At 62.6% G+C, this 15,829-nt stretch carries 13 protein-coding genes; 12 read left to right on the forward strand and 1 reads right to left on the reverse strand.

The annotated features are described in order from the left end of the window. Positions 1 to 2 precede the first annotated feature (2 nt). The 12 genes from EB233_RS09755 (at position 3) to EB233_RS09810 (ending at position 14,520) form a co-directional block, all read left to right on the forward strand. Positions 3 to 821: an N-formylglutamate amidohydrolase gene (locus EB233_RS09755; RefSeq protein WP_064992070.1), complete on the forward strand. Its 819-nt coding sequence runs from the start codon at positions 3 to 5 to the stop codon at positions 819 to 821. A 21-nt stretch (positions 822 to 842) separates the two neighbouring features. Further along, positions 843 to 2,384, forward strand: coding sequence for an amino acid permease (locus tag EB233_RS09760; RefSeq protein WP_064992071.1), 1,542 nt, complete (start codon positions 843 to 845; stop codon positions 2,382 to 2,384). Between the two features lie 96 nt (positions 2,385 to 2,480). Further along, on the forward strand, positions 2,481 to 3,851 hold the full coding sequence (locus EB233_RS09765; protein WP_064992072.1) for a glutamine synthetase family protein: 1,371 nt from the start codon (positions 2,481 to 2,483) through the stop codon (positions 3,849 to 3,851). Positions 3,852 to 3,938: 87 nt separating this feature from the next. Continuing rightward, positions 3,939 to 5,327, forward strand: a complete 1,389-nt coding sequence (locus EB233_RS09770; protein ID WP_064992073.1) for an aldehyde dehydrogenase family protein — start codon at positions 3,939 to 3,941, stop codon at positions 5,325 to 5,327. A gap of 17 nt (positions 5,328 to 5,344) precedes the next feature. Then, complete coding sequence (locus EB233_RS09775; RefSeq protein WP_064992074.1) at positions 5,345 to 6,517, forward strand: iron-containing alcohol dehydrogenase; 1,173 nt, start codon at positions 5,345 to 5,347, stop codon at positions 6,515 to 6,517. A 243-nt stretch (positions 6,518 to 6,760) separates the two neighbouring features. Further along, entirely contained in the window at positions 6,761 to 7,867 is a 1,107-nt protein-coding gene (locus EB233_RS09780; RefSeq protein WP_064992075.1) for an ABC transporter substrate-binding protein, read from the forward strand. 65 nt (positions 7,868 to 7,932) lie between these two features. Next, positions 7,933 to 8,847 (forward strand): ABC transporter permease, encoded by a 915-nt coding sequence (locus EB233_RS09785; protein ID WP_064992076.1) that lies wholly within the window; start codon positions 7,933 to 7,935, stop codon positions 8,845 to 8,847. Then, the gene (locus EB233_RS09790) at positions 8,844 to 9,635 is read left to right on the forward strand and encodes an ABC transporter permease (RefSeq protein ID WP_064992077.1); all 792 of its coding nucleotides are present in this window, start codon (positions 8,844 to 8,846) and stop codon (positions 9,633 to 9,635) included. The genes EB233_RS09785 and EB233_RS09790 overlap by 4 nt, the downstream gene beginning before the upstream one ends. A 16-nt stretch (positions 9,636 to 9,651) precedes the next feature. Continuing rightward, on the forward strand, positions 9,652 to 10,716 hold the full coding sequence (locus EB233_RS09795; protein WP_064992078.1) for an ABC transporter ATP-binding protein: 1,065 nt from the start codon (positions 9,652 to 9,654) through the stop codon (positions 10,714 to 10,716). A 376-nt stretch (positions 10,717 to 11,092) separates the two neighbouring features. Further along, positions 11,093 to 12,646, forward strand: a complete 1,554-nt coding sequence (locus EB233_RS09800; protein WP_064992079.1) for a cation:proton antiporter — start codon at positions 11,093 to 11,095, stop codon at positions 12,644 to 12,646. A 112-nt stretch (positions 12,647 to 12,758) separates the two neighbouring features. Then, positions 12,759 to 13,667, forward strand: coding sequence for an endonuclease/exonuclease/phosphatase family protein (locus tag EB233_RS09805; protein WP_064992080.1), 909 nt, complete (start codon positions 12,759 to 12,761; stop codon positions 13,665 to 13,667). 7 nt (positions 13,668 to 13,674) lie between these two features. Then, positions 13,675 to 14,520: an EamA family transporter gene (locus tag EB233_RS09810; protein ID WP_064992081.1), complete on the forward strand. Its 846-nt coding sequence runs from the start codon at positions 13,675 to 13,677 to the stop codon at positions 14,518 to 14,520. A 57-nt stretch (positions 14,521 to 14,577) separates the two neighbouring features. Here the strand turns inward: EB233_RS09810 and EB233_RS09815 are convergent, their stop codons facing one another. Continuing rightward, complete coding sequence (locus EB233_RS09815; protein WP_064992082.1) at positions 14,578 to 15,795, reverse strand: MFS transporter; 1,218 nt, start codon at positions 15,793 to 15,795, stop codon at positions 14,578 to 14,580. Between the last annotated feature and the right edge of the window lie 34 nt (positions 15,796 to 15,829).

Genomic DNA, 15,829 nt, shown 5'->3' on the forward strand with positions numbered 1-15,829 from the left:
CTATGGAGACAGCGCGGCCCGCCAGCCATGCATCGTCCGATTCCGTGAGGGTGACGAACCCTCTCGGATCAAGCCCCTTCGTGCTGACATGCGACCACGCTTCCAATTTCCTGCCCGCCCAATTCGGCACGCTCGGCCTTGCCGCCGAAGACCTGTCCCGCCACATCGCCTGGGATCCCGGCGCGCTGCCGGTGGCAACGCGGATGGCGCAGGCGCTCGATGCGACGCTGATCGAGACCCGCATCTCGCGTCTGGTCGTCGACTGCAACCGGCCGCTCGACGCGCCGGACCTGGTGCCGCCTGTCAGCGAGACGACGGCCATACCGGGCAATACCGGGCTTACGGAAAAGCAGCGCGCTGCGCGGGTCGCCCTGTCGTGGCAGCCGTTCCACAGTGCCATCGAGCACATCGTCGAGGAGCGGCTGGCGCGTGGCCAGGAGACGCGGCTGGTTTCCGTCCATTCCTTCACGCCGGTCTACAAGGGCTACGACCGGCCGTGGCATATCGGCATCATCCATGACGAGGACCGCCGGCTGGCATCGCCGTTGATATCGGCGCTGAAGCGGCTTGCCGGCATCACCGTCGGCGTCAACGAACCCTATTCGCCTGCCGACCGCGTCTATTTCACGCTGGAGCGGCATGCGCGTTCGCGCGGGCTCCCTTGCGCGATGATCGAAATCCGCAACGACGAAATCTCCGGCGAGACCGGGCAGCGGAAATGGGCGGATATGCTCACAGGCATTTTTTCGAATCTGGAGCCCGAGGAGGCCAGGGGCTCTCGATCAATCGCAGTCGGAAAGTCAGTTCAATCGGCCAGCTAAGAACCAATGGGGAACTCTGACATGACAACACCTGATCACACCGACAAGTCGGAGGACACAAAAATCCTCCACAGTATGGGCTACGCCCAGGAATTGGCTCGCCGCATGAGCGGCTTCTCCAACTTCGCCATTTCCTTCTCGATCATTTGTATTCTGGCGGGCGGCATTACGTCTTTCCCGCTGGCCATGGCCACCGGCAGCGGTTTCGAGGCGACCATCGGCTGGGTAATCGGCGGCGTCTTCGCGCTCGTGGTCGCGGCTTCGCTCGGCCAGATTGGATCAGCTTATCCGACAGCCGGCGGCCTCTATCACTGGTCGTCGATCCTCGGCGGACGTGGCTGGGGCTGGGCCACGGCCTGGATCAACCTGCTCGGCCTGATCTTCGTCGTCGCTTCGGTGAATGTCGGCGTCTACTTGCTGTTTCAGGGGCTGGTCGCGGGTCCGATCTTCGGTTGGGACACATCGGCCTGGGGGTTCTGGCAGCAGACGGCGGCAGTCGTCTTGATTACCGTCACCCAAGGTCTCTTCAATCATCTCGGCATCAAGACAACGACGATGTTGACCGACTTTTCCGGCTACCTCATCCTCGTTGTTGCGGTCGTGCTGACGTTGACCTTCTTGATCTGGGGGGCGCATGGCTTCGATCTTGCCCGGCTGACGACTTTCGTCAACACGACCGGCGATGCCGGCGGTGGCTATGTCCCGACGGCCCGTACCGCACTTGTGGCCTTCCTTATCGGCCTTCTCTACCCGCTTTATACCATCACTGGCTTCGACGCCTCGGCTCATACCGCCGAGGAGACGCACAATGCCCGCATCGCCGTGCCGAGAGGCATGATCCACGCGGTCCTGTGGTCTCTCGTCTTCGGCTTCGTCATGGCAGTCTCCTTCGTCCTTGCAAGCCCCGATCTCGTGGCGACGGCCAAGGACGGCGGCAATGCCTGGTTCAACCTGTTCAACAACCTGCCAGCGCCAACCTGGCTAAAGGCTTTGCTCGGCGTTGCCATCGTGCTGTCAAACTATTTGTGCGCGCTGGCCGGGCTCACGTCGACCTCGCGCATGATCTTTGCCTTTTCGCGTGACGGAGGTTTGCCGGGGTCATCCCTGTGGAAGCAGGTTTCGCCAACCTGGCGCACGCCTGTCCCAGCCATCTGGCTCGGCGTCGTGCTGTCGATTGCCGCCACGCTTTATTCGCCGGCTTTCGCGGCACTCGCTGCTGGTTGCGCTCTCTTCCTTTACGTCTCTTATGCCATGCCGATCGCAGCCGGACTTCTCGCGGAAGGAAAGAGCTGGACCGAATTCGGGCCATTCCGGCTCGGCATCTGGTCAAAGCCCTTCGCCATCATCACCGTGCTTGGTGTTCTGGTGTTGATGTATGCCGGCATCCAGCCGCCCTTCGACATCCTGATCAACTATGCCATCGGCTTGATCGTTCTGCTCGTCGTTTTGTGGTTCGCCGTTGAAAACCGCCGCTTCCAGGGACCGCCTATCGGCGAGGCGGCAATCGCCAAGCGCAGGGCGACCATCGCAGCGGCAGAAAAGGCCGTCGGCGAATCCGCCTGAACGGCAATCAAACCGTGGCGGGTTCTCTCGCCACGGTTTTTTGTTCTCCTTCAATATGACATGCCCGAAACGACCAAGCACTGGAGTGCCAAAGGAATGGCTGGAAATTTCTCGTTCGATCAGTTGAAGAAGGCGGTCTCCAGCGGCGAGATCGACACGGTGCTGGCCTGCATCGTCGACATGCAGGGGCGCTTGGCGGGAAAGCGTTTCCTGGCGCAGTACTTCGTCGATTCCGCCCATGACGAAACGCATGGCTGCAACTATCTGCTCGCCGCCGACATCGATATGGAGCCGGTGCCCGGCTACAAGGCGGCCAGCTGGTCGAAGGGCTATGGCGATTTCGTCATGAAGCCGGACCTGGCCACGCTGCGGCGCGTTCCATGGCTCGAAAAGACCGCGCTGGTGATCTGCGACGTGCTCGATCACCACACGCATGACGACCTGCCGCACTCGCCGCGCGCCATCCTGAAAAAGCAGGTCAAGCGGCTGACCGAACGCGGCTATATCGGTTACTTCGCTTCCGAGCTCGAATTCTACCTGTTCAACGAGACCTACGATTCCGCCCGCAAGAAGCACTGGCAGGGTCTCGATACCGCTTCGCCCTATATCGGCGACTATCAGATCGGCATCACCACCAAGGAAGAAGGCGTCATGCGCCGCCTTCGCAACGAAATGGAAGCGGCCGGCATTCCGATCGAGAACTCCAAGGGTGAGTGGGGTCCGGGCCAGGAAGAGATCAATGTGCGCTATGCCGAGGCGCTCGACATGGCCGACCGCCACGTCATCCTGAAGAACGGCGCCAAGGAGATTGCCGAGTCCGAAGGCAAGGCGATCTCGTTCATGTCGAAATACAATTACGGGCTCGCCGGTAACTCCAGCCACATCCACAATTCACTGTGGAGCGCCGACGGCAAGACGCCGCTGTTCTTCGACAAAAACGCCGACTGGACGCTGTCGACGCTCGGCCAGCAATGGGCGGCGGGGCAGCTGAAATATGCCAAGGAGTTCACCTGGTTCCTGGCGCCCTACATCAACTCCTACAAGCGCTTCCAGGCCGGCACCTTCGCGCCGACCAAGATCATGTGGAGCGAGGACAACCGTACCGCCGGCTTCCGCCTGTGTGGCGAGGGCACCAAGGGCATCCGCATGGAGTGCCGCATCGGTGGCGCCGACCTGAACCCCTATCTTGCCTTCGCCGCGCTGATCGCCGCGGGCCTTGCCGGCATCGACGAGAAGCTTGAACTGCAGAAGCCGTTCGTCGGCGATGCCTATCAGGCCTCGCGCCTGCCGGAGATCCCCAAAACGTTGCGTGACGCAACCGAGACGCTGGCCAAGTCGAAGATGCTGAAAGAGGCGCTCGGCGAGGACGTGCTGGAGCACTATGTCCACACCGCCAAGTGGGAGCAGTTCGAATACGACCGCCGGATTACGGATTGGGAACTGCACAGAGGGTTCGAGCGATACTAAACTTTGTCGGCGTCGCCCTTGCTAGCCATCGTCTGAATGGTGGGCGACGCCAAAATCAAGACTTCATGAAGTGCGAGGACTGAAGGAATGACCGAAACGGTCAAGTTGATAACTCCCGTCGACGGCTCGATCTATGCCGAGCGGCCGATCGCGACCGATCAGGCGGTCAATGCTGCTGTCGAGCGTGCAAAAACCGCGCAGGAAAAGTGGGCGCTGACGCCGATCGTCGAGCGCGGCAAGTACATGCTTGCGATGCTCGAAGCTCTGGTCGCGATGACCGACGAGATCGTGCCTGAAATTGCCTGGCAGATGGGGCGCCCCGTGCGCTATGGCGGCGAGTTCGGCGGCGTCAAGGAACGGACCAACTACATGGTCGAGATCGCCGAGCAGGCGCTGAAATCCGTTCCGGCGTCCAACCCGAAGGATGGCTTCCGCCGCTATGTGAAGAAGGACCCGCTCGGCGTGGTCATGGTGATCGCGCCGTGGAACTATCCTTATCTGACCGCTGTCAACACCATCGTGCCGGCGCTGATGGCCGGCAACGCCGTCATCCTCAAGCATGCGGCGCAGACGCTGCTGGTCGGCGAACGCTTTCAACAGGCCTTCGACAAAGCCGGCCTGCCCAAGGGCGTGTTCCAGAATGTCGTGCTCAACCATGCGCAGACCGAGAAACTGCTCGGCTCGGGCAAGATCGATCATGTCAACTTCACCGGCTCGGTCGGCGGCGGCCGCGCCATCGAAAAGGCGGCGGCCGGCACCTTCATGACGCTCGGCCTCGAACTGGGCGGCAAGGATCCGGCCTATGTGCTGTCCGACGCCAAGATGGACCATGCGGTGGCCAACCTGGTCGACGGCGCCTTCTACAATTCCGGCCAGTGCTGCTGCGGCATCGAACGCGTCTATGTGCACGAGAAAGTCTATGATGAGTTCGTCGAAGGCTTCATCGCCGAGACGAAGAACTATGTCGTGGGCAATCCGCTGGAACAGGCGACGACGATGGGGCCGATGGCGCAGGCGCGTTTCGCCGATTTGATCCGCGAGCAGAGGGCCGAGGCGCTGCGCAAGGGGGCCAAGGCGCACATCAACATGAAGGTGGCTAACGACAAAGCTGGCTCGCCCTATCTGGCACCGGAAGTGCTGACGGACGTCGACCATCAGATGAGCGTCATGCGCGAGGAAAGTTTTGGGCCGATCGTCGGCATCATGAAGGTGCGCAACGATGAGGAGGCGATCGCGCTGATGAATGACAGCCCCTACGGCCTGACCGCCTCGATCTGGACGCGCGACACCGAGCACGCCATCGCCATCGGTGACCGTGTAGAGACCGGCACCGTGTTCATGAACCGCTGCGACTATCTCGATCCGGCGTTGGTATGGACCGGCGTCAAGGACACCGGCAAGGGCGTTGCCCTTTCGGCGCTCGGCTACGACAATCTCACTCGTCCGAAATCCTTCCACCTGCGCGAAGCCATCTGATTTTCGAAAGACAAAGAATGTCCAAGCTGATCTCCAAATGGAACTATCCCACCACCGTCCGCTTCGGCGCTGGACGCATCAAGGAATTGCCTGAGGTCCTGGCGGCCACCGGCATCAAGCGGCCGCTCTTCGTCACTGATCCGGGTCTGGCCAAGCTGCCGGTCGTCGCTTCGACGCTGAAGATCCTCGACGACGCCAAGGTGCCCTACGGCGTCTTCTCGGAGGTGAGGCCGAACCCGGTCGAGTCCAACCTCACCGCCGGCATTGCCGTGTTCAAGAAGGGCAAGCATGACGGCGTCATCGCCTTCGGCGGCGGCTCGGCGCTCGACCTCGGCAAGCTGATCGCCTTCCAGGCGGGCCAGACGCGGCCGGTGTGGGATTTCGAGGATGTCGGCGACTGGTGGACGCGCGCCAATTCCGACGCCATCGCCCCGATCATCGCCGTGCCGACCACGGCAGGCACCGGGTCGGAAGTCGGCCGTGCCGGCGTCATCACTAATGAGGAGACGCACACCAAGAAGGTCATCTTCCATCCGAAGCTGCTGCCGGCGATCGTGATCGCCGATCCGGAACTGTCGGTTGGCATGCCGGGCTTCATCACCGCCGGCACCGGCATGGATGCGCTTGCCCACTGCCTCGAGGCCTACTGTGCGCCGGGCTACCATCCGATGGCCGACGGCATCGCGGTGGAAGGCATTCGCCTGGTGTTCGAGAACCTGCCGAAGGCCTATGCCAACGGCAAGGACCTCGTCGCGCGCGCCCATATGATGAGCGCCGCCGCCATGGGCGCCACCGCCTTCCAGAAGGGGCTCGGCGCCATCCACTCGCTGTCGCATCCGATCGGCGCGCTCTACGACACCCATCACGGCATGACCAATGCCGTGTTCATGCCCTATGTGCTGGCCTTCAACCGCGACGCCATCGAGGAGCGCATTGCACGGCTCGCCGCCTATTGCGGCATCAAGGGCGGCTTTGACGGCTTTGCAAGGGCGATCATCAAGCTGCGCAAGGAGTTGAAGGTGCCGCATGCGCTGCCCGGCCTGATCAAGGGGCTCGACATGGACAAGAAGCGCAAGGCGCTGATCGCCGACATGGCGGTGGTCGATCCGACGGCCGGCGGCAACCCGGTCAAGCTGACCAAGAAGGCGGCGCTGACATTGCTCGAAAACGCCATCGCCGGCACGGTCTGAGACGCTTTCCGCATAGGAAATTGATCGGGAAAAGGGGTAGAAAAACAAGGGGAGGGGATGAAGGGCAAGGCACAAACTAATTAGCCGGAAAAAGAATCGCGAGGCGATTGCTACAACCGGTTAAAAAGAGTTTACTTTTTCGTACTGCGAGCAGCCGGTTTCACAAAGCTTTCATCTGGCTGTCACATGAAAACGATACCGCATCGCAGGCGTCCAACGGCGTCAGTTCAACGGAGAGAACACATGTTCAAATTCACGGGGAAGGTGCTTTCCCTTTCGGCCGCGACCCTTATGGTTTCGTCGGTGATTTCGTCCGCGGCTTCGATGGACGATCTCGTCAAGGCCGCGAAGGCCGAGGGCCAGCTCACCACCATCGCGCTGCCGCATGACTGGTGCGGTTACGGCGATGTCATCGCCGGCTTCAAGGCGAAGTATCCGGAAATCACCATCAACGAGCTCAACCCCGATGCCGGGTCCGGCGACGAGGTCGAGGCGATCAAGGCCAACAAGGACAACAAGGGTCCGCAGGCGCCCGACGTCATCGACGTCGGCCTGTCCTTCGGTCCGTCCGCCAAGAAGGACGGTCTGATCCAGGCCTACAAGGTATCGACCTGGGACTCGATCCCCGACAGCGCCAAGGATGCCGACGGCTTCTGGACCGGCGACTACTACGGCGTGCTCTCCTTCCAGGTGAACAAGGACCTGGTGAAGACGTCGCCGACCGACTGGGCGGACCTGCTGAAGCCGGAATTCGCCAACTCGGTAGCCCTTGCCGGTGACCCGCGCGCCTCGAACCAGGCCATCCAGGCGGTGTATGCCGCTGGCCTGTCGACGGGTGCGGCTGCTGGTGAAGCTGCCGGCACCGCTGGCCTCGACTTCTTCAAGAAGCTCAACGCCGCCGGCAATTTCGTGCCGGTCATCGGCAAGGCCGCGACGTTGGCCCAGGGCCAGACCCCGATCCTCGTCACCTGGGACTACAACGCGCTCGCCGGCCGCGACACGCTGAAGGGCAACCCGCCCGTCGACGTCGTCGTGCCGAAGACAGGTGTCGTCGCCGGTGTCTACGTGCAGGCGATCAGCGCCTACGCGCCGCATCCGAATGCGGCCAAGCTCTGGCTGGAATATCTCTATTCCGACGAAGGCCAGATCGCTTGGCTGAAGGGCTATTGCCACCCGATCCGTTTCAACGATCTCGCCAAGAACGGCAAGATCCCGGCGGACGTGCTGGCCAAGCTGCCGCCGGCTGAGTCCTACGCGGCCGCGGTGTTCCCGACGCTCGACGAGCAGGGTAAGGCCAAGGAAGCCATCACCAAGAACTGGGACGCCGTGGTCGGCGCCAACGTCAAGTAACAGTTGAAATCCACCGGGCGGCCTCCGGCTGCCCGGTTCTTTCTCTCGAAGACGGTAGCCGGCGTATGACCGATCTCCCATTTTCCGATCACGCTGTTGCCGGCAAGACCGCGCCCCCCGCAGAGGCGCGCAGCATGAGGTTGCCGACGCAATGGCTCGGGGTTGCGCCGTTCTTCATCTTCGCCATCATGTTCCTGATCTTGCCCACGCTCTACCTGATGCTGGGCGCGTTCCAGAACGATGCTGGTGAATTCACAATCGAAAACATAGTTGCATTGGCACAGCCGTCGATCGTTGCCGCCTACTGGATTTCGATCAAGGTCAGCCTTGCTTCATCGCTGATTGGCGCCTTTGCGGGGTTGGCGATTGCCATTGCCATCGTGCGTGGCGGCCTGCCGAACTGGATACGCTCGGCGACGCTGACGTTTTCCGGTGTCGCCTCGAACTTTGCCGGCGTGCCGCTGGCCTTCGCCTTCCTTGCCACGCTCGGCCGGCTCGGCCTTGCGACAGTGATTCTGAACACGCTGTTCGGTCTCAACATCTACGCGCACGGCTTCAACATCCTGTCGTTCTGGGGACTGACGCTGACCTATGTCTACTTCCAGATTCCGCTGATGGTGGTCATCATCGTGCCGGCCATCGACGGGCTGAAGAAGGAATGGGGCGAGGCCGCCGCAACGCTGGGTGCGACCATGTCCCAGTATTGGCGCATGGTGGTCATTCCGGTGATCTGGCCGAGCTTCCTCGGCACCGTGATCCTGTTGTTCGCCAATGCCTTCGGCGCCATCGCCACCGCCTATGCGCTGACCGGTTCGTCGCTCAACATCGTGCCGATCCTGCTCTATGCCCAGATCCGTGGCGACGTGCTGCACAATGCCCATCTCGGCTACGCCATCGCTTTCGGCATGATCCTGATCACCGGTCTTGCCAATGTCTTCTACATCTGGTTCCGCACCCGTTCCGAGAGGTGGCTCAAATGAAGGCTGGCAGGTTCTGGGCCTGGGTCGTCTTCGCGCTGGGCGCGGCCTATTTCTTCATTCCGCTGATCGCGACGGTGGAGTTCTCCATGCGCATGCGGCGCGGCGCCTATTCGTTCGACGCCTACAAGGTCGTGCTGGGTGACGAACGCTTCCAGGCGACGTTCGGCTATTCGGTGCTCGCCGCCGTCTTCACCATCATCCTCGGCGTGCTGATCGTGGTGCCGGCTGCCTACTGGATCCGGCTTCGGCTGCCGCAGCTCAGGCCGGTCGTCGAGTTCATCACGCTGCTGCCGCTGGTCATCCCGGCCATCGTCATCGTCTTCGGCTACATCAGAATGTATGGCTCGAATTCGCCGCTGCCGTTCCTGGCAAGCGACACCGGCACCAATGCGTTGCTGGTGATTGGTTATGCGACGCTGTCGCTGCCTTACATGTACCGTGCCGTCGACACCGGGTTGCGCACCATCGATGTGCGGACGCTGACAGAAGCAGCGCAGATCCTGGGTGCCGGCTGGTCGACTATCATCACACGGGTTATCCTGCCCAATGTGCTGATCGCGGTGTTGTCGGGCGCGTTCCTGACCTTCGCGATCGTCATCGGCGAGTTCACCATGGCCAGCTTGCTCAACCGGCCGGCCTTCGGACCGTATCTGCAGAACATCGGCGCCAACCGCGCCTACGAGCCGGCAGCCCTTGCCATTATCGCCTTCGCCATCACCTGGGGCTGCATGTCGCTGATCCAAGTCCTGTCCCGCTTCGCGCCGCGATCGGCGAACCGTCCGAACTGATCGAAAGAACAACACCATGGCCGACCCGTTCCTCTCCATCCAGCACGTTCGGAAATCCTTCGGCGCCACCACTGTGGTTGAGGATTTCAATCTCGACGTCGAACGTGGTGAATTCGTCTCTTTCCTCGGACCATCCGGCTGCGGCAAGACAACGGTGTTGCGCATGGTCGCGGGTTTCGAGGAGCCGAGCGCCGGCAAGATCGTCGTTGGCGGCAAGGATATTACGAGGCTGAAGCCCAATCAGCGTAATGTCGGGATGGTGTTCCAGGCCTATGCACTGTTTCCGAACCTGACCGTGGCGCAAAACATTGGCTTCGGATTGAAGGTCGCTGGCATGCCCAGGGCGGACATCGATGCCCGGGTCGCGGAAATGCTGGGCATTATCAAGCTGCCGCAGATGGCTGACCGTTATCCCTACCAGCTCTCGGGCGGTCAGCAGCAGCGCATCGCGCTGGCCCGCGCCATCGCGCCCAAGCCAAAATTGCTGCTGCTCGACGAACCGCTGTCGGCGCTCGACGCCAAGGTGCGCGTGTCGCTGCGCGAGGAAATCCGCTCGATCCAGAAAAAGCTCGGCATCACCACCATCTTCGTCACGCATGACCAGGAAGAGGCGCTGTCGATCTCCGACCGCATCGCCGTCATGTATGGCGGCAAGGCCGAGCAGGTCGGCACGCCGTTCGAGATCTACAACCGGCCGGCAACCAAGTTCGTCGCCAATTTCGTCGGTACGCTGAACGTGCTGGAAGGCACCGTCACCGACGCCGCGTCGGGCAAGGTGCAGGTCAACACACAGGAAGTCGAACTCAAGGGCAAGCTCAACGGCTCGAAGTCCGGCGACACACTCTCGCTGGCGCTCCGCCCAGAGGCGATTTCGCTGGGACGCCAACCCGGCCGCGATTCCAGCCTCTCTGGCGAAATCTCCGAAGTGCATTTCCTCGGCTCGGTCATCCGGGTTCGCGTCGGTATCGGCGGAAACACGGTCTCGCTCGACACCTTCAACAATTCCGCCACGCCGCCGCCCGCCGTCGGCGAGAAGGCCGAGATTTCGTTCTCCTCGGGCGACATGCTGGTACTGCATTGAAGTGCCCGGCGGGCGCCGCGTTCAAGCCGGTGCGATGAAGGGCTGCGATATGTCCTGAAGGACCGCCAAGCTTCCATTCGGCCGGCGTGGGCGTCGAGCGCCGGGAAGTCGACCAGCGACACCAAGCCGGGATGCGCCTCGCCGATGAAGCGGAGCACGGCGGCGACCGAGACATCGGCATGACCGATGCGGTCGCCGAACCAGTGGGATGTTGGCCTCACGGCCCGATCGGCGAGTCATATTGACCGATGATGCCGCTGTCCTACGGCAGGAGGCGGATCGAGGCGTACTGCCAGGGGCTTGGTTTTATGGCCAATTCACCGCATCCTGCGGGCATATTCGCGCCGGCAATCCTGTCTCACCGAAGTAAAAGCCCATGGCCCTTTTCGAACTCACGCTCGTCCTGCTTTTGACCGCCGTCGCGTTGACGGCGGTGTCGCGGAGGCTGGAGATTCCCTATCCGTCGCTGCTGGCGCTGGCCGGGGTCGCGATTGCCTTCGTGCCTGGCGCGCCGGTGATCGAGATCGATCCGGAACTGGCGCTTGCGCTGTTCATCGCGCCGGTGCTTCTCGATGCCGCCTACGACACCTCGCTGCGCGACCTCAAGCGCTACCGGCTGTCGCTGTTGCTGCTGGCGCTTGGCGCCGTTGTCTTCACCACCGTGATCGTCGCTTTTGTCGGCTGGAAGATGGCCGGTCTGCCGATCGCCGCCGCGATCGCGCTTGGCGCCATCGTCGCACCGCCGGACGCGGTGGCGGCAAGTGCCGTGCTTGGGCAGTTCAAGGTGCCGCACCGCATCACCGCCATCCTGCAGGGCGAGAGCCTGCTCAACGATGCCACCGCGCTGTTGATCTACCGGCTGGCGGTTTCGGCGGCGCTCGGCTCGATCATGCTGAGCAATGCCGTTCCGACGATCTTGCTCTCAACCATAGGCAGCCTGGTCGCGGGTTATGTGCTTGGCCGGTTCTCGCTATTGACGCTCACCCGGATCGAGGACGCGGCGAGCAGCACCGTGGTGCAGTTCGCCGGGACGTTCGGCGTGTGGATCCTGGCCGACAGGCTTGGTCTTTCCGCGATCATCACCATCGTCGTCTATGCCATCACCATCGCGCGCAGGGCGCCACGCCGCATCTCGGCGAGACGCCGCGTCAGCACCTATTCGGTCTGGGAGTCGGCGGTGTTCGTGCTCAACGTGCTGGCGTTCGTGCTGATGGGCCTGCAGGCCCGCTCGATCGTCGGCCGGCTCTCCGGCGAAGGACAAGGCGAAGCCTTTCTCTTCGCAGCGACGGTGTTGGCGGTGGTGATCGTGGCGCGCCTGGTCTGGGTGGCGAGTTATGTTGCGATCATCCGGTGGTTTGCCCGCTTCGGTGGCGAAGACAAGAGGCGAGATCTGCCGACGTTTCGCGGCGCCGTGCTCGTCGGCTGGTGCGGCATGCGCGGGCTGGTGACGCTGGTGGTGGCGATTGCCCTGCCGGCCAATTTTCCTGGTCGCGATCCGATCGTGCTTGCCGCCTTCGCCGCGGTTCTGGGCACGCTGGTGCTGCAGGGGATGACCTTGAAGCCTCTGCTGCGCATCCTCAACTTCGATCCGGACAGAACAGTCGACAATGAGGTGGCGCAGGCGCGCGTCGCCGTCATGCAGGCAGCGCTTGACGTGTTGAGCCGCAAGACGTCGGCCGCGGCGGCTGTCGTGCGCGAACAATATGAGGCTCAACGGCTGATCGCGGAAAATCCGGAAGACGCACAGGCGGCAACTGAATATGACTGGCTGCGCCTCTACGCCATCAACCGCCAGCGCGACACGCTCGAGGAATTGCGCCGCAACGGCACGATCGGCGACGAGGCCTATCACCGGCTGGAGGAAGAGATCGACTGGGCGGAACTGGCGGCGTCGCCGGCAGGACGTTTCCAGCCGCTGACCACGGACTAGCAGATCCTGCGTTTCGGCCGCTCTGCTGGCCCAAGCTCCGCCGGGCTTCCTGCACATTGCAAGCGATTGACCGAACCGTTACTGCCAAAATCGAAACTGAGCCGATTAATCAATGAAGCTGGTCAGCTACAACATCCAGTACGGGTTCGGCGGTGACGGCCGCTACGATCTTGCTCGCGCGGCGCGCATCGTCGACGGCGCCGACATCATTGCGCTGCAGGAGGTGGAGCGGCACTGGCAGCGCAGCAATTTCGACGATCAGCCGGAACTGCTGTCGCGTCTCCTGCCCGACTATTACCGGGTCTACGGCCCGGCATTCGACATGGATGCCAGCGAGCGGCATGAGGGTCGCCTGGTCAATCGGCGCCGGCAGTTCGGCACCATGGTGCTGTCGAAGCTGCCCATCGTCTGGTCGCGGCTGCATGCGCTGCCGATGCGCCGCACCTTGCGGCCGCTCAACACCCGCAACGCTGCACTCGAATGCATGATCCGCACACCAGCCGGCCCGGTGCGCGTGCTGTCCTTGCATCTTGCGCACATCGCGGCTGAAGAGCGGCTGGAGCAGATCGACTATCTCATGGCCGAACATCGCCGAGCGCCTTCCGACGGCGGGCCGTGGAGCGGTATCGACGACGAGCCCATGCGCAACTGGACCAGCGGCGAAGCCGAACCTGAGAATCCGCTGGCGGCGATCTGGATGGGCGATTTCAACATGGAACCGGGCAGCGCCGAATACCGCCGCATCGTCGGCAGCACGCCCTATCATCGCGGCGCGGCCTATCTCGACGGGTTCGTCGATGCCGCTGCCGTGGCGATCGAACCGGCAGCCGATTTCCACACGCATGAGAAGATCATCGACGGCAGGCTGGCAAAGCGCCGGCTCGACCATTGTTTCGTCGGCGGCATGTTGGCCGGACGGGTGCGCTCGGTTGTCTCGGACATGGGCGAGGTGGCATCCGATCACTTCCCGGTGCGGATCGACATCGATCTCGAAACGCCCTTCGGCTCGGGAGGTCGATAAGGCCGAAATGACGCTTTTCGTCTTCTTCGCGGTGCTTGCCGCGGCCGCCATGCATGCGATCTGGAATGCGCTGGTCAAAGTGCATCTAGACCGCTTCCTGTCGATCACGCTGATGACGCTCGGAATGGGCGCCGCCGCACTCGTGACGCTGCCCTTCGTCGAGGTGCCGAAGGCGGAAGTGTGGCCCTACATCATCGCCTCCGTCATTTTCCATATGGGTTACCGCACCTTCCTGATCGGCGCCTACCAGGCCGGCGACTTCGCCCAGACCTATCCGCTGGCGCGTGGCACGGCACCTTTGCTGGCGGCAATCGGCGGCATGTTCGTCGTCGCCGAAGTGCCGGCGCCGCTTGCCATTGTCGGCATCCTGCTGTTGTCGGCCGGCACGTTGGTGATGTCGTTTCGCGGCGGCGCGCATCTGGAGAAGCTCAATTTGCGCGCTGTCGGCTTTGCGCTGGGCACCTCGATCTTCATCGCCAGCTACACGCTGTCCGACGGCAGCGGTGCGCGGCTGGCGGCGACAGCGCAGAGTTATGCGGCCTGGCTGTTCATCTGCGACGCGTTTGGCGCGCTGGTGCTGTGCCTCGTCTTCCGTGGTCCCAAGGCGCTTCCGGTGCTGGCGCGCGACTGGAAGACCGGACTGTTCACCGGCGTGCTCAGCGGTGCTGCCTACTGGATCGTGATGTGGGCGATGACCAAGGCGCCGATCGCTTCCGTGGCGTCGTTGCGCGAAACCTCGATCCTGTTCGCCCTGCTGATCTCGGTCTACGCGCTCGGCGAGAAGATGACGGGCTGGCGCGGTGCGGCCGCGCTCAGCATCGTCGCCGGGGTTATTGCGCTTCGGCTCGGTTAAAGCATGATCCCGAAAAGTTGCAGGCTTTTCGGACGAAGATCATGCTCAAAAGGGCGCTCAGCCCAGCACCGTCATCACCTGGCCGCGCCGCTCCGGGCTGAAGCGGATGACGACGATGATGCAGACGGCGACCACGCCGGCAAAAAGCGCCAGCGCGTAGCCGTAGCTGCCGCCAACGCTTTCCGCGATTCCCGCCTGGTACGGACCGCCATAGGACGCCGCGAGATTACCGGCCTGGTAGATGAAGCCGGGCAAGGTCGCGCGCACCGCCCCGGGCGACAATTCGTTCAGATGCACGGGGATGACGCCCCAGGCGCCCTGGACCGCGATCTGCATGACGAAGGCGCCAATGGCGAGCATGAAGGGCGTGGTGCTGTAGGCCCACAGAGGGATCGCCGGCAGGGCGATCAGGCAGGCAAGCGTGATGGCGTTGACGCGGCCGATCTTCTCGGACAGGGCACCGAAGGCCAGGCCGCCGACGATAGCGCCGAGATTGGCGACGATGGTGATCCAGCTCACGGTGTGCGGGTCGAAGCCATGCTGCTTCTTCAGGAATGTCGGGTAGAGGTCCTGCGTGCCATGGCTGAAGAAGTTGAAGAACATCATCAGCACGACAGCATAGAGCGCGACGCCCCAGTGCTTCTGCAGCGTTTCCAGGAGCCCCGGTCTCACCGATTTCCGCGCTTCGACGAAGGCCGGTGATTCCGGCACGTGCGAGCGGATGAAGAGCACGATCAGCGCCGGCACGAAAGAGAGCAGGAACATGGCGCGCCAGCCCACCGTATAGCCGCCGATCGTCTGCTGGTAGAGCAGGCCATAGACCACCGCCGCCAACAGGTAGCCGGCCGGGTAGCCGCATTGCAGGATGCCCGAAACCATGCCGCGCGCGCTCGGCGGGATGGATTCCATGGCGAGCGAGGAGCCGAGCCCCCATTCGCCGCCCATGGCGATGCCGAACAGAGCCCGCAGTGCCAGGAAAATGCCGAGATTGGGCGAGAAGGCGGCGAGCGCGCCGATCACTGAATAGCTGACGATGTTGAGCATGAGGATGGGCTTGCGCCCATATTTGTCGGCGAGCATGCCAAAGAAGAACGCGCCGATGAAGCGCGTCGCCAAGGTCAGGAACAATGCCTTCGAGACTGCCGGGACATCCGTGTGGAATTCACTCGCAATATCGGTGAGCAGGAATGTCAGGAGGAAGAAATCAAAAGCGTCGAGCGTCCAGCCCAGGAATGAAGCCAGAACGGTTTTCTTCTGCTCGGCAGTGAGATTCAAGGCGTCCTCCTCTGTACCCCCAAAGGAACGATAT

The organism is Mesorhizobium erdmanii, assembly GCF_013170725.1.
GTDB lineage: Bacteria > Pseudomonadota > Alphaproteobacteria > Rhizobiales > Rhizobiaceae > Mesorhizobium > Mesorhizobium erdmanii.

Coding starts and splice junctions, on each gene's coding strand:
- EB233_RS09755 (WP_064992070.1), top strand. CDS start 3: ATGGAGACAGCGCGGCCCGCCAGCCATGCATCGTCCGATTCCGTGAGG.
- EB233_RS09760 (WP_064992071.1), top strand. CDS start 843: ATGACAACACCTGATCACACCGACAAGTCGGAGGACACAAAAATCCTC.
- EB233_RS09765 (WP_064992072.1), top strand. CDS start 2,481: ATGGCTGGAAATTTCTCGTTCGATCAGTTGAAGAAGGCGGTCTCCAGC.
- EB233_RS09770 (WP_064992073.1), top strand. CDS start 3,939: ATGACCGAAACGGTCAAGTTGATAACTCCCGTCGACGGCTCGATCTAT.
- EB233_RS09775 (WP_064992074.1), top strand. CDS start 5,345: ATGTCCAAGCTGATCTCCAAATGGAACTATCCCACCACCGTCCGCTTC.
- EB233_RS09780 (WP_064992075.1), top strand. CDS start 6,761: ATGTTCAAATTCACGGGGAAGGTGCTTTCCCTTTCGGCCGCGACCCTT.
- EB233_RS09785 (WP_064992076.1), top strand. CDS start 7,933: ATGACCGATCTCCCATTTTCCGATCACGCTGTTGCCGGCAAGACCGCG.
- EB233_RS09790 (WP_064992077.1), top strand. CDS start 8,844: ATGAAGGCTGGCAGGTTCTGGGCCTGGGTCGTCTTCGCGCTGGGCGCG.
- EB233_RS09795 (WP_064992078.1), top strand. CDS start 9,652: ATGGCCGACCCGTTCCTCTCCATCCAGCACGTTCGGAAATCCTTCGGC.
- EB233_RS09800 (WP_064992079.1), top strand. CDS start 11,093: ATGGCCCTTTTCGAACTCACGCTCGTCCTGCTTTTGACCGCCGTCGCG.
- EB233_RS09805 (WP_064992080.1), top strand. CDS start 12,759: ATGAAGCTGGTCAGCTACAACATCCAGTACGGGTTCGGCGGTGACGGC.
- EB233_RS09810 (WP_064992081.1), top strand. CDS start 13,675: ATGACGCTTTTCGTCTTCTTCGCGGTGCTTGCCGCGGCCGCCATGCAT.